At 59.6% G+C, this 21416-nt stretch carries 20 protein-coding genes; 10 read left to right on the forward strand and 10 right to left on the reverse strand.

Going from position 1 to position 21416, the window contains the following annotated elements; translation table 11 throughout:
- The first annotated feature begins 32 nt into the window (after positions 1–32).
- Positions 33–212 carry a hypothetical protein gene (locus tag ACP7AL_RS20295; RefSeq protein WP_006020659.1) on the forward strand — a complete coding sequence of 60 codons (180 nt, stop codon included), beginning with the start codon at positions 33–35 and terminating at the stop codon, positions 210–212.
- A 195-nt stretch (positions 213–407) separates the two neighbouring features.
- On the opposite strand, the gene trmFO is transcribed toward ACP7AL_RS20295, so the two are convergent.
- Together trmFO and ACP7AL_RS20305 are read right to left on the reverse strand one after the other, a co-directional pair.
- Positions 408–1844, reverse strand: coding sequence for a methylenetetrahydrofolate--tRNA-(uracil(54)-C(5))-methyltransferase (FADH(2)-oxidizing) TrmFO (gene trmFO, locus ACP7AL_RS20300; RefSeq protein ID WP_425993768.1), 1437 nt, complete (start codon positions 1842–1844; stop codon positions 408–410).
- Positions 1845–1974: 130 nt separating this feature from the next.
- Complete coding sequence (locus ACP7AL_RS20305) at positions 1975–2127, reverse strand: DUF1127 domain-containing protein (protein WP_002711692.1); 153 nt, start codon at positions 2125–2127, stop codon at positions 1975–1977.
- Positions 2128–3005: 878 nt separating this feature from the next.
- On the opposite strand from ACP7AL_RS20305, the gene ACP7AL_RS20310 reads away from it, so the two are divergent.
- Positions 3006–4034 carry a DUF1775 domain-containing protein gene (locus ACP7AL_RS20310; protein ID WP_425993770.1) on the forward strand — a complete coding sequence of 343 codons (1029 nt, stop codon included), beginning with the start codon at positions 3006–3008 and terminating at the stop codon, positions 4032–4034.
- 48 nt (positions 4035–4082) lie between these two features.
- On the opposite strand, the gene ACP7AL_RS20315 is transcribed toward ACP7AL_RS20310, so the two are convergent.
- Together ACP7AL_RS20315 and ACP7AL_RS20320 are read right to left on the reverse strand one after the other, a co-directional pair.
- Entirely contained in the window at positions 4083–4898 is an 816-nt protein-coding gene (locus ACP7AL_RS20315) for a lytic murein transglycosylase (RefSeq protein WP_425993772.1), read from the reverse strand.
- A gap of 86 nt (positions 4899–4984) precedes the next feature.
- Positions 4985–5860: a patatin-like phospholipase family protein gene (locus ACP7AL_RS20320; RefSeq protein WP_425993774.1), complete on the reverse strand. Its 876-nt coding sequence runs from the start codon at positions 5858–5860 to the stop codon at positions 4985–4987.
- A 361-nt stretch (positions 5861–6221) separates the two neighbouring features.
- Between ACP7AL_RS20320 and ACP7AL_RS20325 the strand changes: the two genes are divergently transcribed.
- Together ACP7AL_RS20325 and ACP7AL_RS20330 are read left to right on the forward strand one after the other, a co-directional pair.
- Positions 6222–6587 carry a DUF3597 domain-containing protein gene (locus ACP7AL_RS20325; protein WP_006020654.1) on the forward strand — a complete coding sequence of 122 codons (366 nt, stop codon included), beginning with the start codon at positions 6222–6224 and terminating at the stop codon, positions 6585–6587.
- A gap of 206 nt (positions 6588–6793) precedes the next feature.
- Complete coding sequence (locus tag ACP7AL_RS20330; protein WP_425993777.1) at positions 6794–7585, forward strand: fumarylacetoacetate hydrolase family protein; 792 nt, start codon at positions 6794–6796, stop codon at positions 7583–7585.
- Between the two features lie 82 nt (positions 7586–7667).
- Here the strand turns inward: ACP7AL_RS20330 and ACP7AL_RS20335 are convergent, their stop codons facing one another.
- The gene (locus tag ACP7AL_RS20335) at positions 7668–7946 is read right to left on the reverse strand and encodes a GNAT family N-acetyltransferase (RefSeq protein ID WP_425993779.1); all 279 of its coding nucleotides are present in this window, start codon (positions 7944–7946) and stop codon (positions 7668–7670) included.
- 39 nt (positions 7947–7985) lie between these two features.
- Positions 7986–8258 carry a GNAT family N-acetyltransferase gene (locus tag ACP7AL_RS20340; RefSeq protein ID WP_425993781.1) on the reverse strand — a complete coding sequence of 91 codons (273 nt, stop codon included), beginning with the start codon at positions 8256–8258 and terminating at the stop codon, positions 7986–7988.
- Positions 8259–8510: 252 nt separating this feature from the next.
- Between ACP7AL_RS20340 and ACP7AL_RS20345 the strand changes: the two genes are divergently transcribed.
- Positions 8511–8918, forward strand: a complete 408-nt coding sequence (locus ACP7AL_RS20345; RefSeq protein ID WP_425993783.1) for an SPW repeat protein — start codon at positions 8511–8513, stop codon at positions 8916–8918.
- 372 nt (positions 8919–9290) lie between these two features.
- On the opposite strand, the gene uvrA is transcribed toward ACP7AL_RS20345, so the two are convergent.
- Both uvrA and ACP7AL_RS20355 read right to left on the reverse strand, forming a co-directional pair.
- Positions 9291–12272, reverse strand: a complete 2982-nt coding sequence (gene uvrA / locus ACP7AL_RS20350; protein WP_006020648.1) for an excinuclease ABC subunit UvrA — start codon at positions 12270–12272, stop codon at positions 9291–9293.
- A gap of 263 nt (positions 12273–12535) precedes the next feature.
- Positions 12536–13258, reverse strand: coding sequence for an outer membrane protein (locus ACP7AL_RS20355; RefSeq protein WP_425993786.1), 723 nt, complete (start codon positions 13256–13258; stop codon positions 12536–12538).
- A gap of 491 nt (positions 13259–13749) precedes the next feature.
- Here ACP7AL_RS20355 and ACP7AL_RS20360 point away from each other — a divergent pair, with 491 nt between their 5' ends.
- From ACP7AL_RS20360 to gyrA, 3 genes are all read left to right on the forward strand, one after another.
- Positions 13750–14235, forward strand: a complete 486-nt coding sequence (locus ACP7AL_RS20360; protein ID WP_006020646.1) for a single-stranded DNA-binding protein — start codon at positions 13750–13752, stop codon at positions 14233–14235.
- Between the two features lie 259 nt (positions 14236–14494).
- A complete protein-coding gene (locus ACP7AL_RS20365; protein ID WP_425993788.1) occupies positions 14495–14899 on the forward strand; it encodes a DUF2306 domain-containing protein in 405 nt (134 codons plus the stop codon).
- 182 nt (positions 14900–15081) lie between these two features.
- Positions 15082–17802 carry a DNA gyrase subunit A gene (gene gyrA / locus ACP7AL_RS20370; protein ID WP_425993790.1) on the forward strand — a complete coding sequence of 907 codons (2721 nt, stop codon included), beginning with the start codon at positions 15082–15084 and terminating at the stop codon, positions 17800–17802.
- A 10-nt stretch (positions 17803–17812) separates the two neighbouring features.
- On the opposite strand, the gene ACP7AL_RS20375 is transcribed toward gyrA, so the two are convergent.
- The gene (locus ACP7AL_RS20375; protein WP_425993792.1) at positions 17813–19678 is read right to left on the reverse strand and encodes a potassium transporter Kup; all 1866 of its coding nucleotides are present in this window, start codon (positions 19676–19678) and stop codon (positions 17813–17815) included.
- 207 nt (positions 19679–19885) lie between these two features.
- On the reverse strand, positions 19886–20140 hold the full coding sequence (locus tag ACP7AL_RS20380; RefSeq protein ID WP_425993794.1) for a hypothetical protein: 255 nt from the start codon (positions 20138–20140) through the stop codon (positions 19886–19888).
- Between the two features lie 161 nt (positions 20141–20301).
- Between ACP7AL_RS20380 and coaD the strand changes: the two genes are divergently transcribed.
- Complete coding sequence (gene coaD, locus ACP7AL_RS20385) at positions 20302–20802, forward strand: pantetheine-phosphate adenylyltransferase (protein ID WP_006020641.1); 501 nt, start codon at positions 20302–20304, stop codon at positions 20800–20802.
- A 21-nt stretch (positions 20803–20823) separates the two neighbouring features.
- Complete coding sequence (locus tag ACP7AL_RS20390) at positions 20824–21366, forward strand: peptidylprolyl isomerase (protein ID WP_006020640.1); 543 nt, start codon at positions 20824–20826, stop codon at positions 21364–21366.
- The last annotated feature ends 50 nt before the right edge of the window (positions 21367–21416 follow it).

The raw sequence follows: 21416 nt of genomic DNA on the forward strand, positions 1-21416 counted from the left end.
GAATTCGAGGTGTCGATTTTCGAGGTGATGACATGGCCGTATCGGACAAGGACAGGCACGTCGAGCCGATTGGCAAACTTCATTGGACGGCGATAGCACTGATCATAGTCATGACTCTCGGAATGCTTGCGCTGGCTGCTCGCGTTGAAAATGCCGCACCATCCAAACCCGATAGAAACCGGATATTCGAGAATTTGAAGTCGATTGACTAAGCCGCTACGGAAATGTGCAACGCTTACACGGCCACGCGCGGTAAGCGGGACGTCTTTCAAGGCGTGAAGCTGCGTTCAGGCGGGGTCAGTCAAGTTAATTCCGCGCCTTTGCGCCCACTGGATCCCGATCCGTCTGAGCGACATCATTCAGTCACCACTTCGCCTTTTGCGGAGAAGTTTGCCGCTGTTTTGCCGTTACGCTGCGTCAGCCACATGGAGCGTATCTGCGATCCAGCGATCAAGATCCGACAGCGCGCGCGCGCTGATCGCCTGCTTCTTCGCGATTGTCTTTTCATTACCGCGCAGCCGCGTGCCGTCCGGCTTCTTGGTCGGCGGCGACGCCAGCGGCGGAAACAATCCGAAGTTGATGTTCATCGGCTGGAATGAGCGCGGCCCGGCGTCGATGGTTTCGATATGGCCGCCGGTGATGTGGCCGAGCAGCGCGCCGAGCGCGGTTGTTGGCGGGGGTGGCGCGATGCTGCTGCGCTTGATGTCCGCCGCTGCGAACAGCCCCGCGAGCAGACCGATACCTGCAGATTCGACGTAGCCTTCGCAGCCCGTCATCTGTCCCGCGAACCGCAGACGTGGCTGGGCGTGCAGTCGCAATTGCGGATCGAGGAGTTTCGGCGAGTTCAGGAAAGTGTTGCGATGCAGGCCGCCGAGCCGCGCGAATTCCGCGTTCTCAAGGCCTGGAATGGCGCGAAGCACGTGCGTCTGCGCCCCGTGTTTCAGCTTGGTCTGGAAGCCGACAATATTGTAGAGCGTGCCGAGCTTGTTATCCTGTCGAAGCTGGACGATCGCATATGGCTTGACCGTGGGATCGCGCGGGTTGGTCAGTCCGACCGGCTTCATCGGCCCGTGACGCAGCGTCTCGCGGCCGCGCGCGGCCATCACTTCGATCGGCAGACAACCGTCGAAGTAGGGCGTGTTGGTTTCCCATTCCTTGAAGTCGGTTTTCTCGCCCGCGATGAGCGCGTCGACAAAAGCGTCATATTGCTCGCGTGTCATCGGACAGTTGAGATAATCGGCGCCGGTGCCGCCGGGGCCCACCTTGTCGTAGCGCGACTGAAACCACGCGACGTCCATGTTGATGCTGTCGCGATGAACGATGGGCGCAATCGCATCGAAGAAGGCGAGGGCATCTTCGCCGGACAGTCCCCGGATCGCGTCGGCGAGCGCGGGGGATGTCAGCGGGCCGGTCGCGACGATCACGTTCTGCCATTCGGCGGGTGGCAATCCGGCGATTTCCTCGCGGCGAATTTCGATTTTCGGATGTGCGGTGAGCGCTGCGCTGACGGCTGCCGAAAAGCCGTCGCGGTCCACCGCAAGCGCGCCGCCTGCGGGCACCTGATTGGCGTCGGCGCTGCGCATGATGAGGGAGTTCAGCTTGCGCAGTTCCGCGTGCAGTAGGCCCACGGCGTTATTGGCCGCGTCATCGGAGCGGAACGAATTGGAACAGACGAGTTCGGCAAGGCTGTCGGTGCGATGGGCATCGGTCGTGCGGACCGGGCGCATCTCGTGCAGCACGACGTTGACGCCGGCATTGGCGATCTGCCACGCGGCTTCCGAGCCGGCCAGTCCGCCGCCGATCACGTGGACGGCGTCTGTTTCATGATTGGTGTGAGCTGTCATGGCTCACAACTAAAGCTCACAGGACCCCGACGCAACGCTTGATGCCGGGGCGGCCGTCTGTGTCGTGCGCCAGATACGACAACGCCCGCAAGATGCGGGCGTAATCCGTTGGTGATGCAGTTCGCGGCGTTTAGCCGTTGTAGGCGCCCGCTGCGACCCGCTGGATGTCGGACCGATCGAGTCCGATATCGGCCAGTTCCCGATCGCTCAACTGGGACAGCTCAGCGACATTGCGCTGATAGTCACGGAACGCCTGGATAGCGCGGATAAATGAGAGCAGCATAGTTAGTCTCCTTCGTAATCCCGATTCAGCTCTTGGAGTAGCGTCATCGTTGAGACTGAATATAGGGGACGATTCTGCGCTGCAACACCGCAAATGTTGCGATGCAGCTAATCGTATAGTGCATATCTAAAGTAAGAAGTGATTAATCTTTCAGCTAAGATTGTTCAGATTTAATCGGCCTGTCTTCGTGCAAAAGCCAATTTTAGCTCTGTATTTCATTGAGTTGACGCAAAGGAGACATAAATTCTGCTCGGCCGTCACGACGGTATTGGAATAAGTGGCTACGCTAAGCCATGTGCTGGATAAATGGCACCGAAAGCTTCCTACGGCTACTCACGTATAGTTCCGAGTATCTACTAATAGCGAACAATAATTCATTTTATCATGTCGATCCCGACCGATGTATCCCGTGACCCAAGGCGCGCGACGCCGAATTGTGGACGTCCAACCGGCGGCGTGGCATAGCCGCTGGATGCGAGATCGCTATTCAGTTCGCCGGTTGCTCCTGACCCTTGCGCTGTCGCAGGCGATGGTGATTCAGGCTCTCCTGGTGGTCTGGAGCGGCGCTCAGGCTGCGGCCGGGGTAGCGGGCGGCGTCAGCGCCATTTGCTCTGGCAAGATAACGCCGGGCGGGACTGAGCCAGGACAGCCGAGCGCGCCTCACGATTGCTTTAGCGCCTGCCTGGCGGGTCAGATCGCTGCACCACCCGATCGCATGGTGCTCCGGACGCACGCCACAGCCTATGAGCGAATGTCAGCTTCCCGGCAGTTGGCGCTGCCGGAAATTGAACGGCAACTGGCTTTTTCGGCAAGGGCTCCGCCGAAGCTGACTTGAGACCTTCGTTCAGAACTCTCTTTCAGCATCATTCGAGGACAACATGATTATCAACTTCCGCGGCCTTCAGCGGCTGCTGACCGGCGCTGGCCTGACGGCAGCGGCCGTCATCGCTTCGCAACCATCTGCATCCGCCCATGTGACGCTCGCGACCGGAGAGGCGCGCGCCAACACGTACTACAAGGCAGTGTTCCAGGTACCTCACGGCTGCGATGGCGCGGCCACGCAGACCGTCCGTGTCCAGATCCCGGAAGGTGTCATCGGCGTAAAGCCGATGCCGAAGGCGGGATGGACCCTCAGCATTACCCGTGGCGCCTACGCCAAGTCTTACCAGAATCACGGCAAGACCGTCGCCGAAGGTCCAAAGGAGATCGTCTGGTCGGGCGGATCGCTGGCGGACGACAACTACGACGAGTTCGTGTTCACCAGCTTCATCACGGATTTTCCATCGGGGCAGGCGATTGCATTCCCCACGGTCCAGCAATGCGCCAAGGGTGAGGTTCGCTGGGATCAGATCGCGTCAGAAGGGCAGAATCCACACACCCTGAAATCACCGGCTCCCGTGCTGCGGATCGTTGCTGATACGGCGACAGTTGCGCAGGCGCAAATGGATCACAGTCAAATGGACCATGGGAAGATGGCAGCGCCCAAGTCAGGCAGTGACACCTTCAAGGCCGGTGATTTGATTGTCGCCGCGCCATGGACTCGCGCGACGCCGGGCGGCGCCAAGATTGCCGGCGGCTATCTCAAGATTACCAACAACGGCAAGTCTGCCGACCGTCTTGTCAGCGCGATCTCGGCTGGTGCCGACCGCGTGGAGATTCACGAGATGTCGATGACCGACGGGGTGATGAAGATGCGGCCGCTGACTGACGGCTTGACCATCAAGCCCGGCGAGACCGTCGAACTTAAGCCCGGCGGCTTCCACATGATGTTCATGGACATCAAGCAGCCGCTGAAGCAGGGCGACAAGCTGAAGGCCACGCTGGCGTTCGAAAAGGCGGGCAAGCTCGACGTCAGTTTCGACGTCAATGCGATGGGAGCAACCAGCGAGCCTGCTCATAAGCACTGACAGCCAGGACGTGGTGATGCGGCAGTAACTTTGCTGCCGCATCATCGCTCAGGGTGCGCGATCAAGCTGACTCGCGAAATAGGCGATTGTCTTCGAGTAGACTTCGCTTTTGTTCCACTGTTGGATCACCGCAAAATTCTCGCTGCCCGGATCCCAGGGCTGACCGCGCTTCCAGCCGTGACTGGCAAGGAAGTTCGCGGTCGAGGCCAGCACATCGGGTGCGCTTCGCAGCAGATCGCGCCGTCCGTTGCCGTCGAAGTCGACGGCAAATTTGATGTATGACGACGGCATGAACTGCGTTTGCCCGATTTCACCGGCCCAGGCACCGCGCATGTCTGCGGGCGACAGATCGCCCTGATCGACAATGCGCAGGGCATCCTTCAACTCCGCGCGAAACATTTCGGAGCGCCGGCAATCGTAAGCAAGCGTTGCGACCGAGCGAATGGTCGGAAATTTTCCGATATTGACGCCGTAGTCTGTCTCGAGCCCCCAGATCGCGACAAGAACGGAGCCGGGAACGCCATAGCGCTGCTCGATGCGGGACAACACAGAACCGAACTGCTTCATCTTGTTGGCGCCCACGGCCAATCGCGGCGCCACCATCCGGCCGGAAAACTCCTCGAAGCTTTGGCGGAAGACATGCTGCGACCGATCGCGCGAGAGGACGGTGTTGTCGAGGGTGATGCCGTTCAACCCCTGGGAGATTGCCTGCTGGGAGATTCCTTCCGCCGCGGCTTCCCTTTTAAAGTTATCGAGCCAGCTCTCGAAACTGCCGGTGCCGCATGTCGCGGCGGATGCCCATGAAGCCGGCACAAGGACGATAAAGGCGGCGAAGGCCGCGCGTGGGAAAAAACTAACGGTCATCTGAACGCCTGCTGCGAACATGAGCCTATCGCGAATCTTGCCCGCAACCGCGGCTAAAAAGTGTCGCTTTCCGGGTCAGACCGGCTTCATCGATTGAGCGAGGAGGCAAAGGCGTCGCCGTCCTTAAGGCCGAGTTCGTAGGCATCCCGAATGCCGTCCGGGTTTCGAATGTCGAATTGCCCGACGCCGATCTTTTGCGAGGGCTGCGCGTAGATGCGTCCGTTCACCTGTGGGATTGTCTTGTAGACACGGGTGAGCAGCACCAGCGAGCGGCCTCCGGCGGCCTCAATCGGCGCCAGCGGCTCAACCGGAACGTTATCTACGAGCCCGCCATCGAAGGCCGGCCGCCCCGCAACATTGGTGACCGGCATGAACGGCGGAACGCCGCTGCTGGCCATCAGTGCCTCGCGAAGCTGTTGCGGGTCGTTAAGGGAGGCAGCCGCGACGAACTCTGGCCTGAAACCAAGCGCGCGCCCGAACCGCGGGTGCACCGGATGAAAAAGCTGCTTCTCCAACTGATATACGCCGATACCGATGGCCGCGCCGATCGGTGGGGACAGGCCCCGCGGCAGCCGCGAGACTGCGATCCGAAAGTCGGTCATGTTCTGAAGCCGCCTGAAGGCTTTCGCGTCAATGGTCTGGTCGAGTAGTTCGCGGAACATCGGACCGACAGGGCAAAGTGGTTTGCCCGCGCGCCACGCGGCGAAATCGAAATTTTTCAGTTTCGGGTCGCAGGCACCTATCACACGCGCGCGGGTAGCCGGTCCGGCTTCGAGCAACGAATAGGCTGCCGCAAATGCACCAGCACTTGCCCCGACCACGAGTTTCGGTGACAGGCCAAGACGTGCAGCCGCAGCCTCATAGAAGCCGCCTTGCCAGTAACAGCGGTTGCCACCGCCTGCAAAAACCACCGCGTCGAACATGAACCGTCTACTAATACTCACCTTGAGGCGTGCATCCATGCCAAACCGCGGCGCGGCAGGCAACCACGCCCGACGGACTGGGCACGCAGTGCTGGTCAAAGGTCATCTGCGGAAACATCACGATCGCCTGCAATTTATGAGCAGGCAGATAGAGCAAGGTTCTGCAAAGGAATGAAATGGATTGTGGTTTTGCAAACAATCAGTGTTGTCACACCCGAGTCATTGTGGCGTCTTTTTGACAGCTTTAATTCAAATCGCCGCGGCGCAATGTTGAGCTGCTGCATTGGCAAGCCCTGACCAGCCGTCTACACTCTTGCATGATACCGGTGCGGTGCTGCCGGAGCGGGGAAGCGCCAATCAGATCCACCAGTCAATCGACGGGCTATCGGGAGTTTTACATATGAGCATTTTTGGAAAGATCATGGGAGCGATTTTCGGCACAAAGGCCGAAGCTGCTGAGCCCGCCGGCGGTGCTGGATCGGCTGCAGGCGGTGGCGGCAGCGTCCCCATGGTGGATGTCGCGCCAATTCTCGACAAGGCCGTTGCTGCCAAGGGGGAAAAGCTCGAATGGCGCACGTCGATCGTGGATTTGATGAAGGCCCTCGACATCGATTCAAGCCTGTCCGCTCGCAAGGAGCTTGCGAAGGAACTGAAGTATGATGGCGACACCAACGACTCGGCCAAGATGAACATCTGGCTGCACAAGCAGGTCATGACCAAGCTTGCTGCGAACGGCGGCAAGCTGCCGGACGATCTCAAGCACTAATCCAGCGACCTTGTGCCGGATTTGGAAAGGCCCGCCGTTGGCGGGCCTTTTTCGTTGCGCCGCACACTTGCGTTTGCGCACGAGGCCTCTGTTCAAACCATCGTCGTCGGCATACAAAATACCAGCGCTTCCGAACCGTTGTTCGCGGCCGCGCGTTTACGAGCGGCAAGTGCGCCAAAGCCAACAAAGCAAAACGGGAAACGACCATGACCAAACTCAACCGCAGACACATCCTGGCTGGCGGAGCGGCAGCCCTTGCCGGCACCGCAGCACTTAGCGAGACGGCAAGCGCTGAAATCGGCCTGAAGGCAGTTTTTCCCGTCGCACAGGCGACGATCCCTATTGTCGGTCTGAAAGAGGTTTTTCCCGTTCGCCGCATCTATTGCATCGGCCGCAACTACGCGGCGCATGCGCGCGAGATGGGATCCGATCCGACTCGTGAGCCGCCGTTCTTTTTCCAGAAGCCGACCGACGCGATCCAGAACGTCGCGATCGGAACCATTGCAGACCATCCGTATCCGCCGCTGACCAAGAACTATCACTATGAAGTCGAACTGGTGGCCGCGCTGAAATCGGGCGGCTCCAATATTTCGCCGGAGAAAGCACTCGAGTGCGTTTACGGTTACGCTCTCGGTCTCGATATGACGCGCCGCGATCTTCAGCGCGCGATGGGTGACCAGAAGAAACCGTGGGAAATCGGCAAGAGCTTCGATAATTCCGCCGTGATTGGCCCGATTCACCCCGTGACCAAGACCGGCCATTTTGCCAAAGGCGCGATCTCGCTCGCCGTGAACGGAACGGTGAAGCAGAGCTCCGATCTCAGCAACATGATCTGGAGCGTGGCCGAACAAATCTCGAAGTTGTCCGAGGCCTGCGAGCTGAAGGCCGGCGACATCATCTATTCCGGCACGCCGGAGAATGTCGGACCGGTTGTGAAGGGTGACGTCATCCTTTGCAAACTGGAGGGCCTGCCGGATATGTCGATCAAGATCGTCTGACGCTGTTCGAGCGGCACGGTTCGCTGTCGAGCAAATAGAAAGCCCGCCGTCCGGCGGGCTTTTTTTGCGATCGACGAGGGGACTAAGCCGCAACGTCCGCGAACTCTGGATGCTTCTCCAGATAGTCCACGACGAAACCGCATCCCGCCACGACCTTCAGGCCGTCGGCGCGGATTTGCTCCAGCGCGCCTTGCACCAGCTTTGAGGCGATGCCGCGGCCGCGCAACGGGCGAGGCGTTTCGGTGTGGGTGATGATCACCTTTCCCGGCGCCAGCCGATAATCGGCAAATGCGGTCGCTCCGTCTGCATCGAGTTCGTAGCGGTTGAGGGACTTGTTGTTGCGGACGATGCCTTGATCCATGGCGCCTGCGTTCTGCTGTTGACCTGTTGTGGTGCGAACTTACTTCAGGAGATCGGCATATTCCTGATGCTTGCCGATGTACGCCTTCACAAAAGGGCATTGGGCGATGACTTTCAGCCCGGCGGCGCGCACCTGATCGAGCGTTTCCTTGATGAGTTTCGAACCGATGCCTCGGCCTCCGAGCGCCTCCGGTACTTCGGTGTGGACAAACGTGATTACGCCATCAGACAGTTCGTAATAGGTCGCCGCGATATGACCTTCGACGTCGAGTTCGTAGCGCTTCTTGGCAGGGTTGTTCCGTACATCGGTCATTGTCGGCTTCCGCTTCGGGGTGTCAGATTCGGCGAGTCTATCAACATTCCATGGGGCAAGGCGAGCCGTCCGCCGCACCGCACCTCATACGCCGGTGAAGCAACAAATTCCGTCCTTGGGACCTTGCAGGAACCCCGGGGTTTCATACGTTTAGAAATGGACATACTCCGATGCGGCCGAATGGTCGTCTTCAAGTCGGAATGTGACGACACCGGGCCCGCCGACGTATGCCTCTTTCAATGGAGGTCTTACATGTCTGGTTTTCGGTTTTTCGACACTCATCGCAAATGGGAAGATTGGTTCGGCATGCTGTTGGGCCTGCTGATCGTGCTGTCGCCCTGGCTTACGGGACAGCCAAATTACGGGTTTGGTACGCTGTCGGAGCCGGGATTCGCGATCCTGTGCACGGTTCTTGCGGGCGTTTTCGTATTTGGCCTTGCCCAGATGGAGTACATCGCGCTCCAGCGCTGGGAGGAGGCAGGTGAGATGGCGCTCGGTCTCTGGCTGATCGCGGCGCCGTACCTGCTGGGCTATTCGGCCAGCGGCATGCTCAGGTTCTGGCACACCGGCATCGGTGGCGTTGTGTTCCTGCTGGCTGTTCTGAAGTTGTGGCAGGACTGGAATCTGACAGACCAGGAGCTTGCCAACCACGGGCAATGATGTCTTTCGCCTGACGCTTCTCGCTTTCGCGTCAGGATGATGTGGTCAACCCGCCGAACGACGGCGCGCGGTATGATCCGTGCGCCGCTTTTTTACTTAATCGGATCCCTGCGGGACCATGCTATGATCGCGCCCCAAGCGAAGCTGGCCTCACGATTGCAATCAGGCGAGCCATTTTCTTCGCTCATCGAAACGCATCATATTGGAAAACGTCATGGCGAATGAGAAAGGCCCGAACATCAAGAAGAAGCAGAAGTGCAAAAACTGCGAAGGCAAGGGCCTGCTTAAGAAAGGCGATAAGGTCGTTACCTGTCAGCGATGCAAGGGCACCGGGGTGAGGTAACGGCTCATTCCGGGCAGCGAGAGACCGCTTTACTCCGCGGCCTCGCCGGTGTCGTGAATTTTTCCGGCGCGGCCCTTCTTCAGAACCGGCGCGAGGAATTTCCCGGTGTAACTGCGCGGCGCTTTGACGATGTCCTCCGGCGGTCCCCAAGCGACGATTTCTCCGCCGCCGTCACCACCTTCCGGGCCAAGATCGATCACCCAGTCCGCGGTCTTGATAACCTCGAGATTGTGCTCGATGACGACCACGGTGTTGCCTTGAGCGACCAGCTCATGCAGCACTTCCAGCAGTTTCGCGACATCATGGAAATGCAAGCCGGTTGTGGGCTCGTCGAGAATGTAGAGCGTCCGCCCGGTTGCACGCTTGCTGAGTTCCTTGGCGAGCTTGACGCGTTGCGCTTCGCCGCCGGAGAGCGTGGTCGCTTGCTGGCCGACATGAATGTAGTCGAGCCCGACGCGATGGAGCGTCTTGAAGGTCTCGCGCACACGCGGCACCGCCTTGAAGAACTCGGCGGCTTCTTCCACCGTCATGTCCAGCACGTCGGCGATCGACTTGCCCTTGAACAGCACCTCGAGGGTTTCGCGGTTGTAGCGCTTGCCCTTGCAGGTGTCGCAGGTGACGTAGACGTCGGGCAGAAAGTGCATCTCGATCTTGATGACGCCGTCGCCCTGACAGGCCTCGCAGCGGCCGCCCTTCACGTTGAACGAGAAACGGCCCGGCTCATAACCGCGCGCCTTGGATTCCGGCAAACCGGCGAACCATTCGCGGATCGGCGTGAAGGCGCCGGTGTAGGTCGCGGGATTTGAGCGCGGCGTCCGCCCGATCGGCGACTGGTCGATGTCGATGATCTTGTCGATATGCTCGAGCCCCTCGATGCGGTCGTGAGGGGCGGGACCTTCCGAGGCATTGTTGAGCTTGCGCGCAATGGATTTGTACAGCGTATCGATCAGCAGCGTGGATTTGCCGCCGCCCGAGACGCCGGTGACGCAGGTGAAAAGCCCGAGCGGGATTTCCGCCGACACGTTCTTGAGGTTGTTGCCGCGCGCGTTGACGACCTTGATGGTCCGGCGGTGATTGGGCGGCCGGCGCTCGGGAATCGGCACGTACATTTCACCGGTGAGATACTTTCCGGTCATCGATTTCGGATTGCTCTTCACCTGTTGCGGTGTGCCCTGGGCGACGATGTTGCCGCCATGCATGCCGGCACCGGGGCCGACGTCCACCACATAGTCCGCGGTTTCGATGGCATCCTCGTCGTGCTCAACGACAATGACCGTGTTGCCGAGATCGCGCAGCCGCCGCAACGTGTCGAGCAAGCGCGCGTTATCGCGCTGGTGCAGCCCGATTGAAGGTTCGTCCAGCACGTAGAGCACGCCGGTCAGGCCTGAGCCGATCTGCGAGGCAAGGCGGATACGCTGGCTTTCGCCGCCCGACAAGGTCCCGGATGATCGCGACAGCGTGAGGTAGTTCAGGCCGACGTCCAGCAGGAACGATAGCCGCTCGCGAATTTCCTTGAGCACGCGCGTCGCGATCTCGTTCTGCTGCTTGTTCAACTGCTTGGGAACGTTCTCGAACCATTCCCCGGCGCGCAGAACCGAAAGCTCGGCGACTTCGCCAATATGCTTGCCGCCGATCTTGACGGAAAGCGCTTCCGGCTTCAGGCGATAACCGTGGCACGCTTCGCACGGAACGTCGCTGAAGTATTTGCCGAGTTCTTCCCGCGCCCACTCGCTTTCGGTTTCGCGGAAGCGGCGCTCGATATTGGTGACCACGCCCTCGAACGGCTTCTTGGTGTCGTAGGACCGAACGCCATCCTCATAGGAAAACTTGATTTCGTCATCACCGGAGCCGAACAGAATTGCGTCTTTCGTCTTCTTCGGCAGATCCTTCCACTTGGTGTCGAGTGTGAACTTGTAGAACTTCCCCAGCGCTTGCAGTGTCTGCACGTAGTAAGGCGATGACGATTTTGCCCACGGCGCGATCGCGCCCTTGCGCAGGGTTAGTTCCTTGTCCGGGATCACCAGTTCGGCATCGATATGCTGTTCGACGCCGAGGCCGCCGCATTTCGGGCAGGCACCGTAAGGGTTGTTGAACGAAAACAGGCGCGGCTCGATTTCCGGGATCGTGAATCCGGAGACCGGACAGGCGAATTTCTCCGAGAACAGAATCCGCTCGGGTCCGCTCTTGTCGTGGATCTTTGCGGTCTTCTTTTCCGCTTTCTTCTCTGACGCAGCGTCGCTTGCGGGTGCATCGGCGAATTCGACGACGGCCAGGCCTTCGGCGAGTTTCAAAGCGGTCTCGAACGATTCGGCAAGCCGCTGCGCCATATCGGGACGCACGACGATACGATCGACCACGACGTCGATGTCGTGGGGGAATTTCTTATCCAGTGTCGGCGCGTCCGCCAGTTCGTAGAACTTGCCGTCGACCTTGATCCGCTGGAATCCCTTCTTGAGATATTCGGCAAATTCCTTGCGGTACTCGCCCTTACGGCCCTGAACGACCGGCGCCAGCAGGTAGAGGCGGGTGCCTTCGGGCAGCGCGAGCACGCGATCCACCATTTGCGACACGGTCTGGCTTTCGATGGGGAGCCCCGTCGCCGGTGAATAGGGAATGCCGACGCGCGCCCAGAGCAGGCGCATGTAGTCGTAGATCTCAGTGACCGTACCCACGGTCGATCGCGGATTCTTGGAGGTCGTTTTCTGTTCGATGGAAATGGCTGGCGACAGGCCGTCGATCTGATCGACGTCCGGCTTCTGCATCATTTCCAGAAACTGACGGGCGTAAGCCGATAGCGATTCGACGTAGCGGCGCTGGCCTTCTGCGTAGATGGTGTCGAAGGCGAGGGAGGATTTCCCGGAACCTGACAGGCCGGTGAAAACGACCAGTTTGTCGCGCGGAATGGCGAGGTCGATATTCTTGAGATTGTGCTCGCGCGCGCCGCGAATCGTAATGGCCCGCGAGTTCGATCCGGCTGACGGTTTGCGGTTTGCCTTGATCACTTCATCCATAAGGGAGTTCCGGTAGCGCGTGGTGCGCAGCTAGGGCGCTGTTCCGGAAAACGCGATGACCGTTCGCCGGCTCTCATTCTCGATCAGATTCTTGTCCGCAGAACATAGTGAGAACGCGGCTGGATTTCCAGCCCTGTTCGCGATCCATCAACTGCTTGGTGTCTCGTGGGACTTGAGAGATATAGGGTCGTGACCACCAAACAAAAAGGCCGGCTCAAGAGCCGGCCTTTCCGTGTTCCCGAGAGACTCAGGTGAAGCGAAGCTTAGTACTTCGCGACGACCGGGCCACCCCAGTTGAAGCGGTAGTTCACGCCAACCTTCACAGTGTGGAGGTCGTCCTTGTAGGACAGAGCCTGAGCGCCACCGTTGGTGTAGGCAACGTTGGTGGTGTCGAAGTTGTAGTACTGGTACTCAACCTTCGCCGACCAGGCCGGAGCGAACATGTATTCGAGGCCGCCACCGACGGTGTAGCCGGTCGAGTTGCGATCGGTCACAGCCGGCAGGAAGCCAGCGGTCGCTGCGAGGCCGTTGTCGTCACGGAACGCAACACCGCCCTTGGCGTAGATCAGTCCCGGACCCCAGGTGTAGCCGAGGCGACCGGTGACCGAAGCGAGCCAGTCGGAGCGGTCACGGAACGAGTTCACGCCGCTGGTGAAATTACGATCGCTGTTCGAGAGGCCGGAGATCTGGCCTTCGATACCAACCAGCCAGTTCGGAGCGAACTGGTAGTCAGCGCCGATCTGACCGCCGCCGAGGAAGGCTGCGTCACGGTTGCTGCCGACGAGGGTCGGGTCGGTGGTGGCGAAGCCATCATCACCACCGAAGGCGGCGCCGATGTGCGCACCCACGTAGATGCCGGTCCAGTTGTAGATCGGCGCAGCATAAACCGGCGCCTTTGTGTAGGTGCGGGCTGGCAGATCAGCGGCGACCGCCGAAGCAGTACCGAGGGCAACGAGTGCCACGGTGCCGAGCAAGAACTTCTTCATTTCATCTTCTCCAGTTTTAAGTCCGCCCCGATTTTTCGAAGCAGTTATCCAAGGCGCGAACGCAATGGGATTCTCGATCTCATGGCCGCGAATATACCGGCTTCCGCCGAAAAAGCCGTCTCCGAAATGCAACACTCGGATGGGAAGTGAAAGCTCCTAACGTAAGGAATTGTTTGGGATATTCGGCCTGCGGGTTCCATGATTTGATCACGTTTTCGTCACATTCAATGGAACACGCGCAGATAATGTTTTGTCCTACAAAGGGTTGCTTTTGCGGGAACACTTGCATGGGAACAAAAAGAGTACGTATTATGTCTGTGCGACAATGCCGGTTGCGTGTGGATAACCGGCGCGGCGGCCTCATCCCGGGAGCCGGAAAGTATAGGGTCATTTGCAGGGCGGACGTCTCCCAAGGTGGGATTGTCGTTCCGCGTACATAAATCCTGACAGATTCGGCGCGCCGTATCGGTGCGCCAAAGTGGAGAACGGTAATGGCGGGAAGCGTCAATAAAGTCATTCTGGTTGGAAACCTCGGCGCCGACCCTGAAATCAAGCGCACGCAGGACGGCCGCCCGATCGCGAATCTGAGCATCGCGACCTCGGATACCTGGCGGGACAAGAATTCCGGCGAGCGGAAAGAAAAGACGGAATGGCATCGTGTCGTGATCTTCAGCGAAGGTCTTTGCAAGATTGCCGAGCAGTATCTGAAGAAGGGCTCCAAGGTTTACATCGAGGGCCAGCTCCAGACTCGCAAATGGCAGGACAAGGACGGCAAGGATCGCTATTCGACCGAAGTCGTTCTGCAGAACTTCAATTCGACGCTGACGATGCTCGACGGCAAGAGCAGTGGCGGCTCGTTTGGAGCGGATGAGGGCGGTGATTTCGGATCGTCCGGACCTTCGCGCTCTGCACCTCCGCGCCGGGTGGCCGCCGGCGGTGGCCGCAACGACGACATGAACGACGACATTCCCTTCTAAGCCGGAATGCTATCAGGTTTGCGGAGGCGGTGTTGAATTCACCGTCTCCGTATTGCAGCGCTGATCTGACCTGATCGCGCACGGACCACGCGCGCGATACGACCGCGTCATCAAGCAATCGACAGGAGAGCGAACAGTCTGCGCTTTTTGCGCGAATGACCGGGTACGACATTGCCTTGGCCGAATGTTAATGATATTAACATGCATTCGGATGGTCGCAGCTTTGATCGCGTCTTACGCCTGTACCGTGGGGAGAAGAATGAGCTTCGCGCCGCTGCTCAATGCACCGTCGATCATTCAACTGCATGCGTTCGCCGCGATGGGCGCGCTTGCACTAGGCCTTGTTCAGTTCTCGCTGCCAAAAGGCACTCTTCCTCACCGCACCATGGGCTGGGTCTGGGTCGCGCTGATGGCGACTGTCGCGGTCAGTTCGTTCTGGATACATGGCCGCCAGATCAAGCTTGGCGAGCCATGGAGCCCCATTCATCTGTTGTCGATCTTCAGCCTCATCATGCTTCCGCTCGGCATTTGGTACGCGCACAGCCATCGTGTGAGAGGTCACCGGATCACGATGATCTCGATTTTCACAGGCGGTTTGGTCATCGCTGGCCTGTTCACTTTCGTCCCTGGCCGGATCATGCATGCGGTCGCTTTTGGACAGTGATTGGCGGCTCTGGAATCAGAGTTTTCCACCTCCCGGAATCGCTGGTTGAAATCGATTTTTCTCTCAACGTAAGTCATTGTAATGGCCGGTGAATTTGCGTCGATTTTGACGCCAAATGCGGTTGGCGTTGCGGTGTGAATTCGCCTATATAAAACGAGCATTTCGCACCCAGGATTCGCACCTTGTCCGACCAAGAAAATCCGCCGTCCGGCCCACCCGAGGCGGCTGATATCCGTCCCGTCTCGATTACGGATGAGATGAAGCGCTCTTACCTCGATTACGCGATGAGCGTGATCGTGGCACGTGCACTGCCGGATGCGCGCGACGGTTTGAAGCCGGTTCATCGGCGCATTCTCTATGCGATGTATGAAAACGGCTTTGAGTGGAACAAACCGTACCGCAAATCGGCACGCACCGTCGGTGACGTGATCGGTAAATACCATCCGCACGGCGACCAGTCGGTCTACGACGCGATGGTGCGCATGGCGCAGGATTTTTCCATGCGCGTGCCGCTGATCGACGGGCAGGGCAACTTCGGCTCGGTCGACGGCGACATGGCGGCTGCGATGCGTTACACCGAAGCGCGCCTGCAAAAGGTCGCGCATTCGCTGCTCGACGACATCGACAAGGACACGGTCGACTACCAGCCGAACTACGACAGCTCGGAGCGCGAGCCGAAGGTTCTGCCCGCGAAGTTTCCCAATCTTCTCGTCAACGGCGCCGGCGGCATCGCAGTCGGCATGGCGACCAACATTCCGCCGCACAATCTCGGCGAAGTGATCGACGCATGTATCGCGCTGATCAACGATCCGGCGCTCGGCATCGACGACATCATCAACATCGTTCCCGGACCGGATTTTCCGACCGGCGGCATCATTCTCGGCCGTCAGGGCATCCGCGCGGCTTACCATCTCGGCCGCGGTTCGATCGTGATGCGCGGCAAGGTCGAGATCGAAGATATCCGCAAGGACCGTCAGGCGATCGTCGTCTCGGAAATCCCGTATCAGGTGAACAAGGCGGGCATGGTGGAGCGCATCGCCGAACTGGTGCGCGAGAAGAAGATCGACGGCATCGCGGATCTGCGCGACGAATCCGACCGCGACGGTTATCGCGTGGTCGTCGAGCTGAAGCGTGACGCGGTGCCGGAGGTGGTGCTGAACCAGCTCTATAAATTCACACCGCTACAGACCAATTTCGGGGCCAACATGGTGGCGCTCGATGGCGGTCGCCCGCAGGTGATGAACCTGAAGGATCTTTTGACCGTGTTCATCGCGTTCCGCGAGAGCGTGGTTTCACGGCGCACCAAATTTCTGCTTGGCAAGGCACGCGACCGTGCTCACATCCTGGTCGGCTTGGCCATCGCCGTTGCAAATATCGATGAAGTCATTCGTGTAATCCGGACGTCGCCTGATCCGAACACTGCACGCGAAACCTTGATGGCGCGCGACTGGCCCGCCAAGGACATGGCGACGATGATCACGCTGATCGACGATCCGCGCCATCGTATCGCCGAGGACGGAACCGCGCGCCTGTCGCTGGAGCAGGCGAAAGCGATCCTCGATTTGCGCCTGCAGCGCCTGACCGCGCTTGGCCGCGAGGAAATCTCCGAAGAGTTGAACAAGCTCGCCACGGAGATCGCGGATTATCTCGACATCCTGCGTTCGCGCGCCCGGATTCAATCCATCATCAAGGACGAACTCACGGCCGTGAAGGACGAGTTCGCCACGCCGCGCCGGACCCAGATCATCGATCAGGAAGGCGAGGTCGAAGACGAGGACCTGATCCAGCGCGAAGATATGGTCGTGACCGTTTCGCACGCGGGCTACGTCAAGCGCGTGCCGCTCTCGACCTATCGCGCACAGAAGCGCGGCGGCAAAGGCCGCTCGGGCATGCAGACGCGCGACGAGGATTTCGTCAGCCGGCTCTTCATCGCGTCGACCCATACGCCGGTGCTGTTCTTCTCGTCTCGCGGCCAGGTCTATAAGGAGAAGGTCTGGCGTCTGCCGATGGCCGCTCCGAATTCACGCGGCAAGGCGCTGATCAACATTCTGCCGCTGGAGCAGGGTGAGCGCATCACCACCATTATGCCGCTGCCGGAAGATGAATCGTCGTGGAGCAATCTCGACGTGATGTTCGCCACCACAGGCGGCAACGTCCGGCGCAACAAGCTCTCGGATTTCGTCGATGTTCGCCGCTCGGGAATCATCGCGATGAAGCTCGACGAGGGTGAGGCCATCGTCGACGTACAGATCGCCACTGAAAACGACGACGTGCTGCTGACCGCCGCCGGCGGGCAGTGCATCCGCTTCCCCGTAACAGATGTGCGCGTGTTCAGCGGCCGCACCTCGATGGGCGTGCGCGGCATCGCGCTTGGCGATGGCGACAAGCTAATCTCTCTCACGATCCTCCGCCATCTTGAGGCGTCGTCAGACGAGCGCGCTGCGTATCTGAAAATGCGCCGTGCGGTTGCCGGTGAGGCGGCTGCCGAGGAGAGCGGCGATTCGGATGCCGAAGAGACATCGGCGACAGTGCAACTCAGTCAGGAGCGCTATGCGCAAATGTCCGCTGCCGAACAGTTCGTGCTGACCATCAGCGAGAATGGCTACGGCAAGCGCAGTTCGTCGTTCGAGTATCGCACCACGGGCCGCGGCGGAAAGGGCATCGTCGCAATGTCCGTCAACAACCGCAACGGCAAGCTTGTGGCGTCGTTCCCGGTCGAGGACAGCGATCAGATCATGCTGGTCACCGACAAGGGGCAGCTCATTCGCTGCCCTGTGGAAGGAATTCGCGTCGCAGGCCGCTCAACCCAGGGCGTCATCGTGTTCGATACGGCCGAAGACGAGCACGTGGTGTCGGTCGAGCACATCTCGGAAGACGAGTCGGAGAACGGCAACGGCGGTTAAGAGCGCCGCGCTAAATCTCGATTTCGGTTCCGAACTCGACGACCTGCTTGGTCGGCACGCCGAAGAAGGCGGCTGTCCGTTCCGCATTTCGTTGCAGGAACGCGAACACCGTCTCGCGCCATACCCACATGCCTGCGATTTTCTCGCTGGGGATGATCGTCTCGCGGCCGATGTAATAGGTGATGTTGCTGAGGTCGATGCCAGGCAGCTTGCCCTGCGCGCAGGCAAGCTGGAGTCCTTCCAGGATGACCGGGTACTGCATGAAACCGAAGTGCAGGATCACCCGCGTGATGCCCTCGATAACCTCGATCACTTCAGCCCGGTCCTCGTCGGGAATGCGCGGCGCTTCCGCAATCAAGACGGTCACGAGAAGAACGCGTTGATGCAGCACATGGTTGTGTTTGACGAACTGCGTGAGTGCGAGAGGGACCCCGTTGGCTGCGGAGGCGAGAAACACTGCGGTCCCCGGAAGCCGCGCATGGCACCTGCTCACTGCGGTTTCGATCAGGTCTTCTTCCGGCTGACGTAGTGCACCTCGCGCGGCTTCGACGAGTTTCACTCCGCTGCGCCATGTCAGCATCAGGAATGCGATGACCGCTGCGATCAGCAGCGGAAACCAGCCGCCCTCGAACAGTTTGGCGAAATTTGCTGCGAAGAAAATACAATCGATCGCGAAGAAGAACCCGTTGACCGCAATGACAACGACCGGCGGATAGCCCCATTGGAGGGCGACGAGCGCAGCCAGCAGCGTTGTAATCGCCATCAGCAGCGATACGGCGATACCGTAGGCTCCAGCGAGTGCATCCGAGGTGCCGAAGCCGATGACGGCTCCAAGCGTTGCTGCGGCCAGCATCCAGTTGATCAACGGGACGTAGATCTGGCCCTTCTCGTCACTCGCCGTGTGCTGGATATGCATGCGGGGCAGGAACCCCAGTTGAATGGCCTGCTGTGTGAGGGAAAAGACACCGGTGATGATTGCCTGAGATGCAATCACCGTGGCGAGGGTGGCAAAGGCAACGAGCGGATAATGCGCCCAATCGGGGGCGAGCTGGTAGAACGGGTTTTCCAGAGCTCCGCGATCGCTGAGTAGCAATGCCGCCTGGCCGAAGTAGTTGAGAACCAGCGCTGGTAGCGCGATGGTGAACCACGCGAGCCGGATCGGTGTGCGGCCGAAGTGACCCATATCCGCATACATGGCTTCGCCGCCCGTCACAGCGAGAAAAGCTGCACCCAGGATCGCAAACGAGATGTGGAAATTCTGGCTGAGGAGAAACGTAACAGCATACGTCGGACTGAGGGCCCAGAGAACATCCGGATTTTTCGCGATGCCGTGAATGCCGAGCAGTGCGAGCACGAGGAACCAGACCAGCATAAAGGGACCAAATATCCCGCCGATGAAACCCGTGCCCTTGCGTTGCATCAGGAAGACACCAATCAGAATGACGACTGTGATGGGCACCACCGCAGGCGCGAGCGTAGGAGCGTCCACCTTCAATCCTTCCACCGCGCTGAGAACCGAGATCGCGGGTGTGATGGCGCCGTCACCGTATAACAGCGCGGCACCGATCAGTCCGATGATCAGCAATTTCGCGCGCCATGTTCCGGGTTGCGCATTGCGGGCATGGAGAAGCGCCAGAAGCGAAACGATTCCGCCTTCGCCGCGGTTGTCAGCCCTCATGATTAACATGGCGTACTTGAAGGAGATAATGAGGATCAGCGCCCAGAAGATCAGGGAAACCACGCCAAGAATGGCTTCGTTGGTAAGGGCGCCGCCGCCGTGATGGGTTGCCGCCTTGGCAGCCTCTTTCAAGGCATAGAGTGGACTGGTCCCGATATCGCCATAGACGACGCCAAGCGCTCCTATCGTTGCCGTCATCGGAAGTGTGGGGGATCGGCCGGAAGCCTCAGTATGCATGGCAGTCAATTGCTACCCCCATCGCCCTGGGAAACGCCGTAGACAGCTTGCCGTAGTCTGCTACCGGTAGCGAGAAATTGCCATGGCCGCGGGATTGATTTTATTGATGGCGCGAGGTGACGGCTCCACCGTCCTGCCGATGCGAACGGGGGTACACTAGGATGGGGCTTACTTGCGGTCTGTGGTCACGACCCGGACCGGCTGAATTCCGGTCTTCCAGTTGCTGCGATGCAGACAGGCCGCATCCATGGTCGGCCAGTGCTGGGCCGAACAAGGCACGCTAACCGTCCGGATGGGCAACCGGTCGGTTTTCGCAAGTGCGTGCGGCACGCTTGCCTCTACCGGAGGCGCAAAACTGGGCAAAATTGTCATCGCTGCTGCAACGAAAGCCGCGATCATCACTGCCGAGAGTGCCTTGATCATGGTCCGTCCCCTGTGATGCCAGCCTTTGCGGGCCGCTTGGAGGGATGACTCTCAGCGGCACCTAAAGGTTCACGAGATCTTAAAATTTTTAGCCGCCGACCCTCATACCTGAGTGGAACCGGGCAGCTTGCGGCGCTCGCCGGGCCGGGTTAGGAGGGGACATGTCCCGTATTGCGCTTTACCCGGGGTCGTTCGACCCCGTCACCAATGGTCATTTGGATGTGGTTCGGCAGGCTTGCAGCCTGGTCGACCGGCTGGTCGTTGCGATCGGCATTCATCCCGGCAAGGCTCCCCTGTTTCCGGTCGAGGAACGGCAAGACATGATCCGTGAGGTGTTCGCTCCGATCGCGGCGAGTGCCAAATGCGAGATCGATTGTGTGACGTTCAGCGATTTGACCGTGACCGCCGCTCACCGGGCGGGCGCGACGATCCTGATCCGCGGCCTGCGTGACGGCACCGATCTCGACTACGAGATGCAGATTGCCGGCATGAATCAGACGCTCATGCCTGAAATTCGCACCGTGTTCCTGCCAGCCTCAGCTACCGTCCGCCCGATCACCGCCACACTGGTGCGTCAGATCGCTGGTATGGGTGGAGACGTTTCGCATTTCGTGCCCAAGGCGGTCGCCGCGCGCCTGAAGACAAAGTTTGCCGGCAAATAACTTCCTCGCTCCGGAGTTCTCATGATCCGCATATTTGCCGTTCTCGCGGCCATCGTTTTTGCAACGCCTGCCTTTTCCCAGGCGCTTCCGGCCGGGCTCGACAAGGCCAACGCGATTGTCATCGACACCACGAAGGGGCGCGTCATCGTTAAGCTGCGCACCGATCTGGCTCCACAACATGCCGAGCGCATCAAGCAGCTCGCCCGCGACGGCTACTACAACAACGTGCCGTTCCACCGCGTCATCGAGGGCTTCATGGCGCAGACCGGCGACGGCCAGCGCTTCAACGGCACCGGTGGATCGAAGTATCCGAACCTTCCGGCGGAATTCTCGAATGTGCCGTTCAAGCGCGGTATTGTGGGTATGGCGCGTTCCAGCGAACCAAATTCGGCGAACTCGCAGTTTTTCATCACCTACGCCGACGCATCGTTCCTGAACGGCAAGTACACCGTTGTCGGAGAAGTGGTGTCCGGCATGGACGTCGTGGACAAGATCAAGCGCGGCGAGCCGGTTCAGGACCCTGACAAGATGGTGAAGGTGCAGGTCGCTTCAGACATCAAGTAACCAACCTCAGGCGATCCGCGGCCGTCCTGGCCACAGCGGGTTTCCCAATC

The organism is Afipia sp. DC4300-2b1 (assembly GCF_049895725.1).
In the GTDB taxonomy this organism is placed as follows: Bacteria; Pseudomonadota; Alphaproteobacteria; order Rhizobiales; family Xanthobacteraceae; genus Afipia; species Afipia broomeae.

Excerpts from the sequence above, each read along its gene's own strand:
- ACP7AL_RS20295 (WP_006020659.1), top strand. The coding sequence starts at position 33 with ATGGCCGTATCGGACAAGGACAGGCACGTCGAGCCGATTGGCAAACTT.
- trmFO (WP_425993768.1), bottom strand. The coding sequence starts at position 1,844 with ATGACAGCTCACACCAATCATGAAACAGACGCCGTCCACGTGATCGGC.
- ACP7AL_RS20305 (WP_002711692.1), bottom strand. The coding sequence starts at position 2,127 with ATGCTGCTCTCATTTATCCGCGCTATCCAGGCGTTCCGTGACTATCAG.
- ACP7AL_RS20310 (WP_425993770.1), top strand. The coding sequence starts at position 3,006 with ATGATTATCAACTTCCGCGGCCTTCAGCGGCTGCTGACCGGCGCTGGC.
- ACP7AL_RS20315 (WP_425993772.1), bottom strand. The coding sequence starts at position 4,898 with ATGACCGTTAGTTTTTTCCCACGCGCGGCCTTCGCCGCCTTTATCGTC.
- ACP7AL_RS20320 (WP_425993774.1), bottom strand. The coding sequence starts at position 5,860 with ATGGATGCACGCCTCAAGGTGAGTATTAGTAGACGGTTCATGTTCGAC.
- ACP7AL_RS20325 (WP_006020654.1), top strand. The coding sequence starts at position 6,222 with ATGAGCATTTTTGGAAAGATCATGGGAGCGATTTTCGGCACAAAGGCC.
- ACP7AL_RS20330 (WP_425993777.1), top strand. The coding sequence starts at position 6,794 with ATGACCAAACTCAACCGCAGACACATCCTGGCTGGCGGAGCGGCAGCC.
- ACP7AL_RS20335 (WP_425993779.1), bottom strand. The coding sequence starts at position 7,946 with ATGGATCAAGGCATCGTCCGCAACAACAAGTCCCTCAACCGCTACGAA.
- ACP7AL_RS20340 (WP_425993781.1), bottom strand. The coding sequence starts at position 8,258 with ATGACCGATGTACGGAACAACCCTGCCAAGAAGCGCTACGAACTCGAC.
- ACP7AL_RS20345 (WP_425993783.1), top strand. The coding sequence starts at position 8,511 with ATGTCTGGTTTTCGGTTTTTCGACACTCATCGCAAATGGGAAGATTGG.
- uvrA (WP_006020648.1), bottom strand. The coding sequence starts at position 12,272 with ATGGATGAAGTGATCAAGGCAAACCGCAAACCGTCAGCCGGATCGAAC.
- ACP7AL_RS20355 (WP_425993786.1), bottom strand. The coding sequence starts at position 13,258 with ATGAAGAAGTTCTTGCTCGGCACCGTGGCACTCGTTGCCCTCGGTACT.
- ACP7AL_RS20360 (WP_006020646.1), top strand. The coding sequence starts at position 13,750 with ATGGCGGGAAGCGTCAATAAAGTCATTCTGGTTGGAAACCTCGGCGCC.
- ACP7AL_RS20365 (WP_425993788.1), top strand. The coding sequence starts at position 14,495 with ATGAGCTTCGCGCCGCTGCTCAATGCACCGTCGATCATTCAACTGCAT.
- ACP7AL_RS20375 (WP_425993792.1), bottom strand. The coding sequence starts at position 19,678 with ATGACGGCAACGATAGGAGCGCTTGGCGTCGTCTATGGCGATATCGGG.
- ACP7AL_RS20380 (WP_425993794.1), bottom strand. The coding sequence starts at position 20,140 with ATGATCAAGGCACTCTCGGCAGTGATGATCGCGGCTTTCGTTGCAGCA.
- coaD (WP_006020641.1), top strand. The coding sequence starts at position 20,302 with ATGTCCCGTATTGCGCTTTACCCGGGGTCGTTCGACCCCGTCACCAAT.
- ACP7AL_RS20390 (WP_006020640.1), top strand. The coding sequence starts at position 20,824 with ATGATCCGCATATTTGCCGTTCTCGCGGCCATCGTTTTTGCAACGCCT.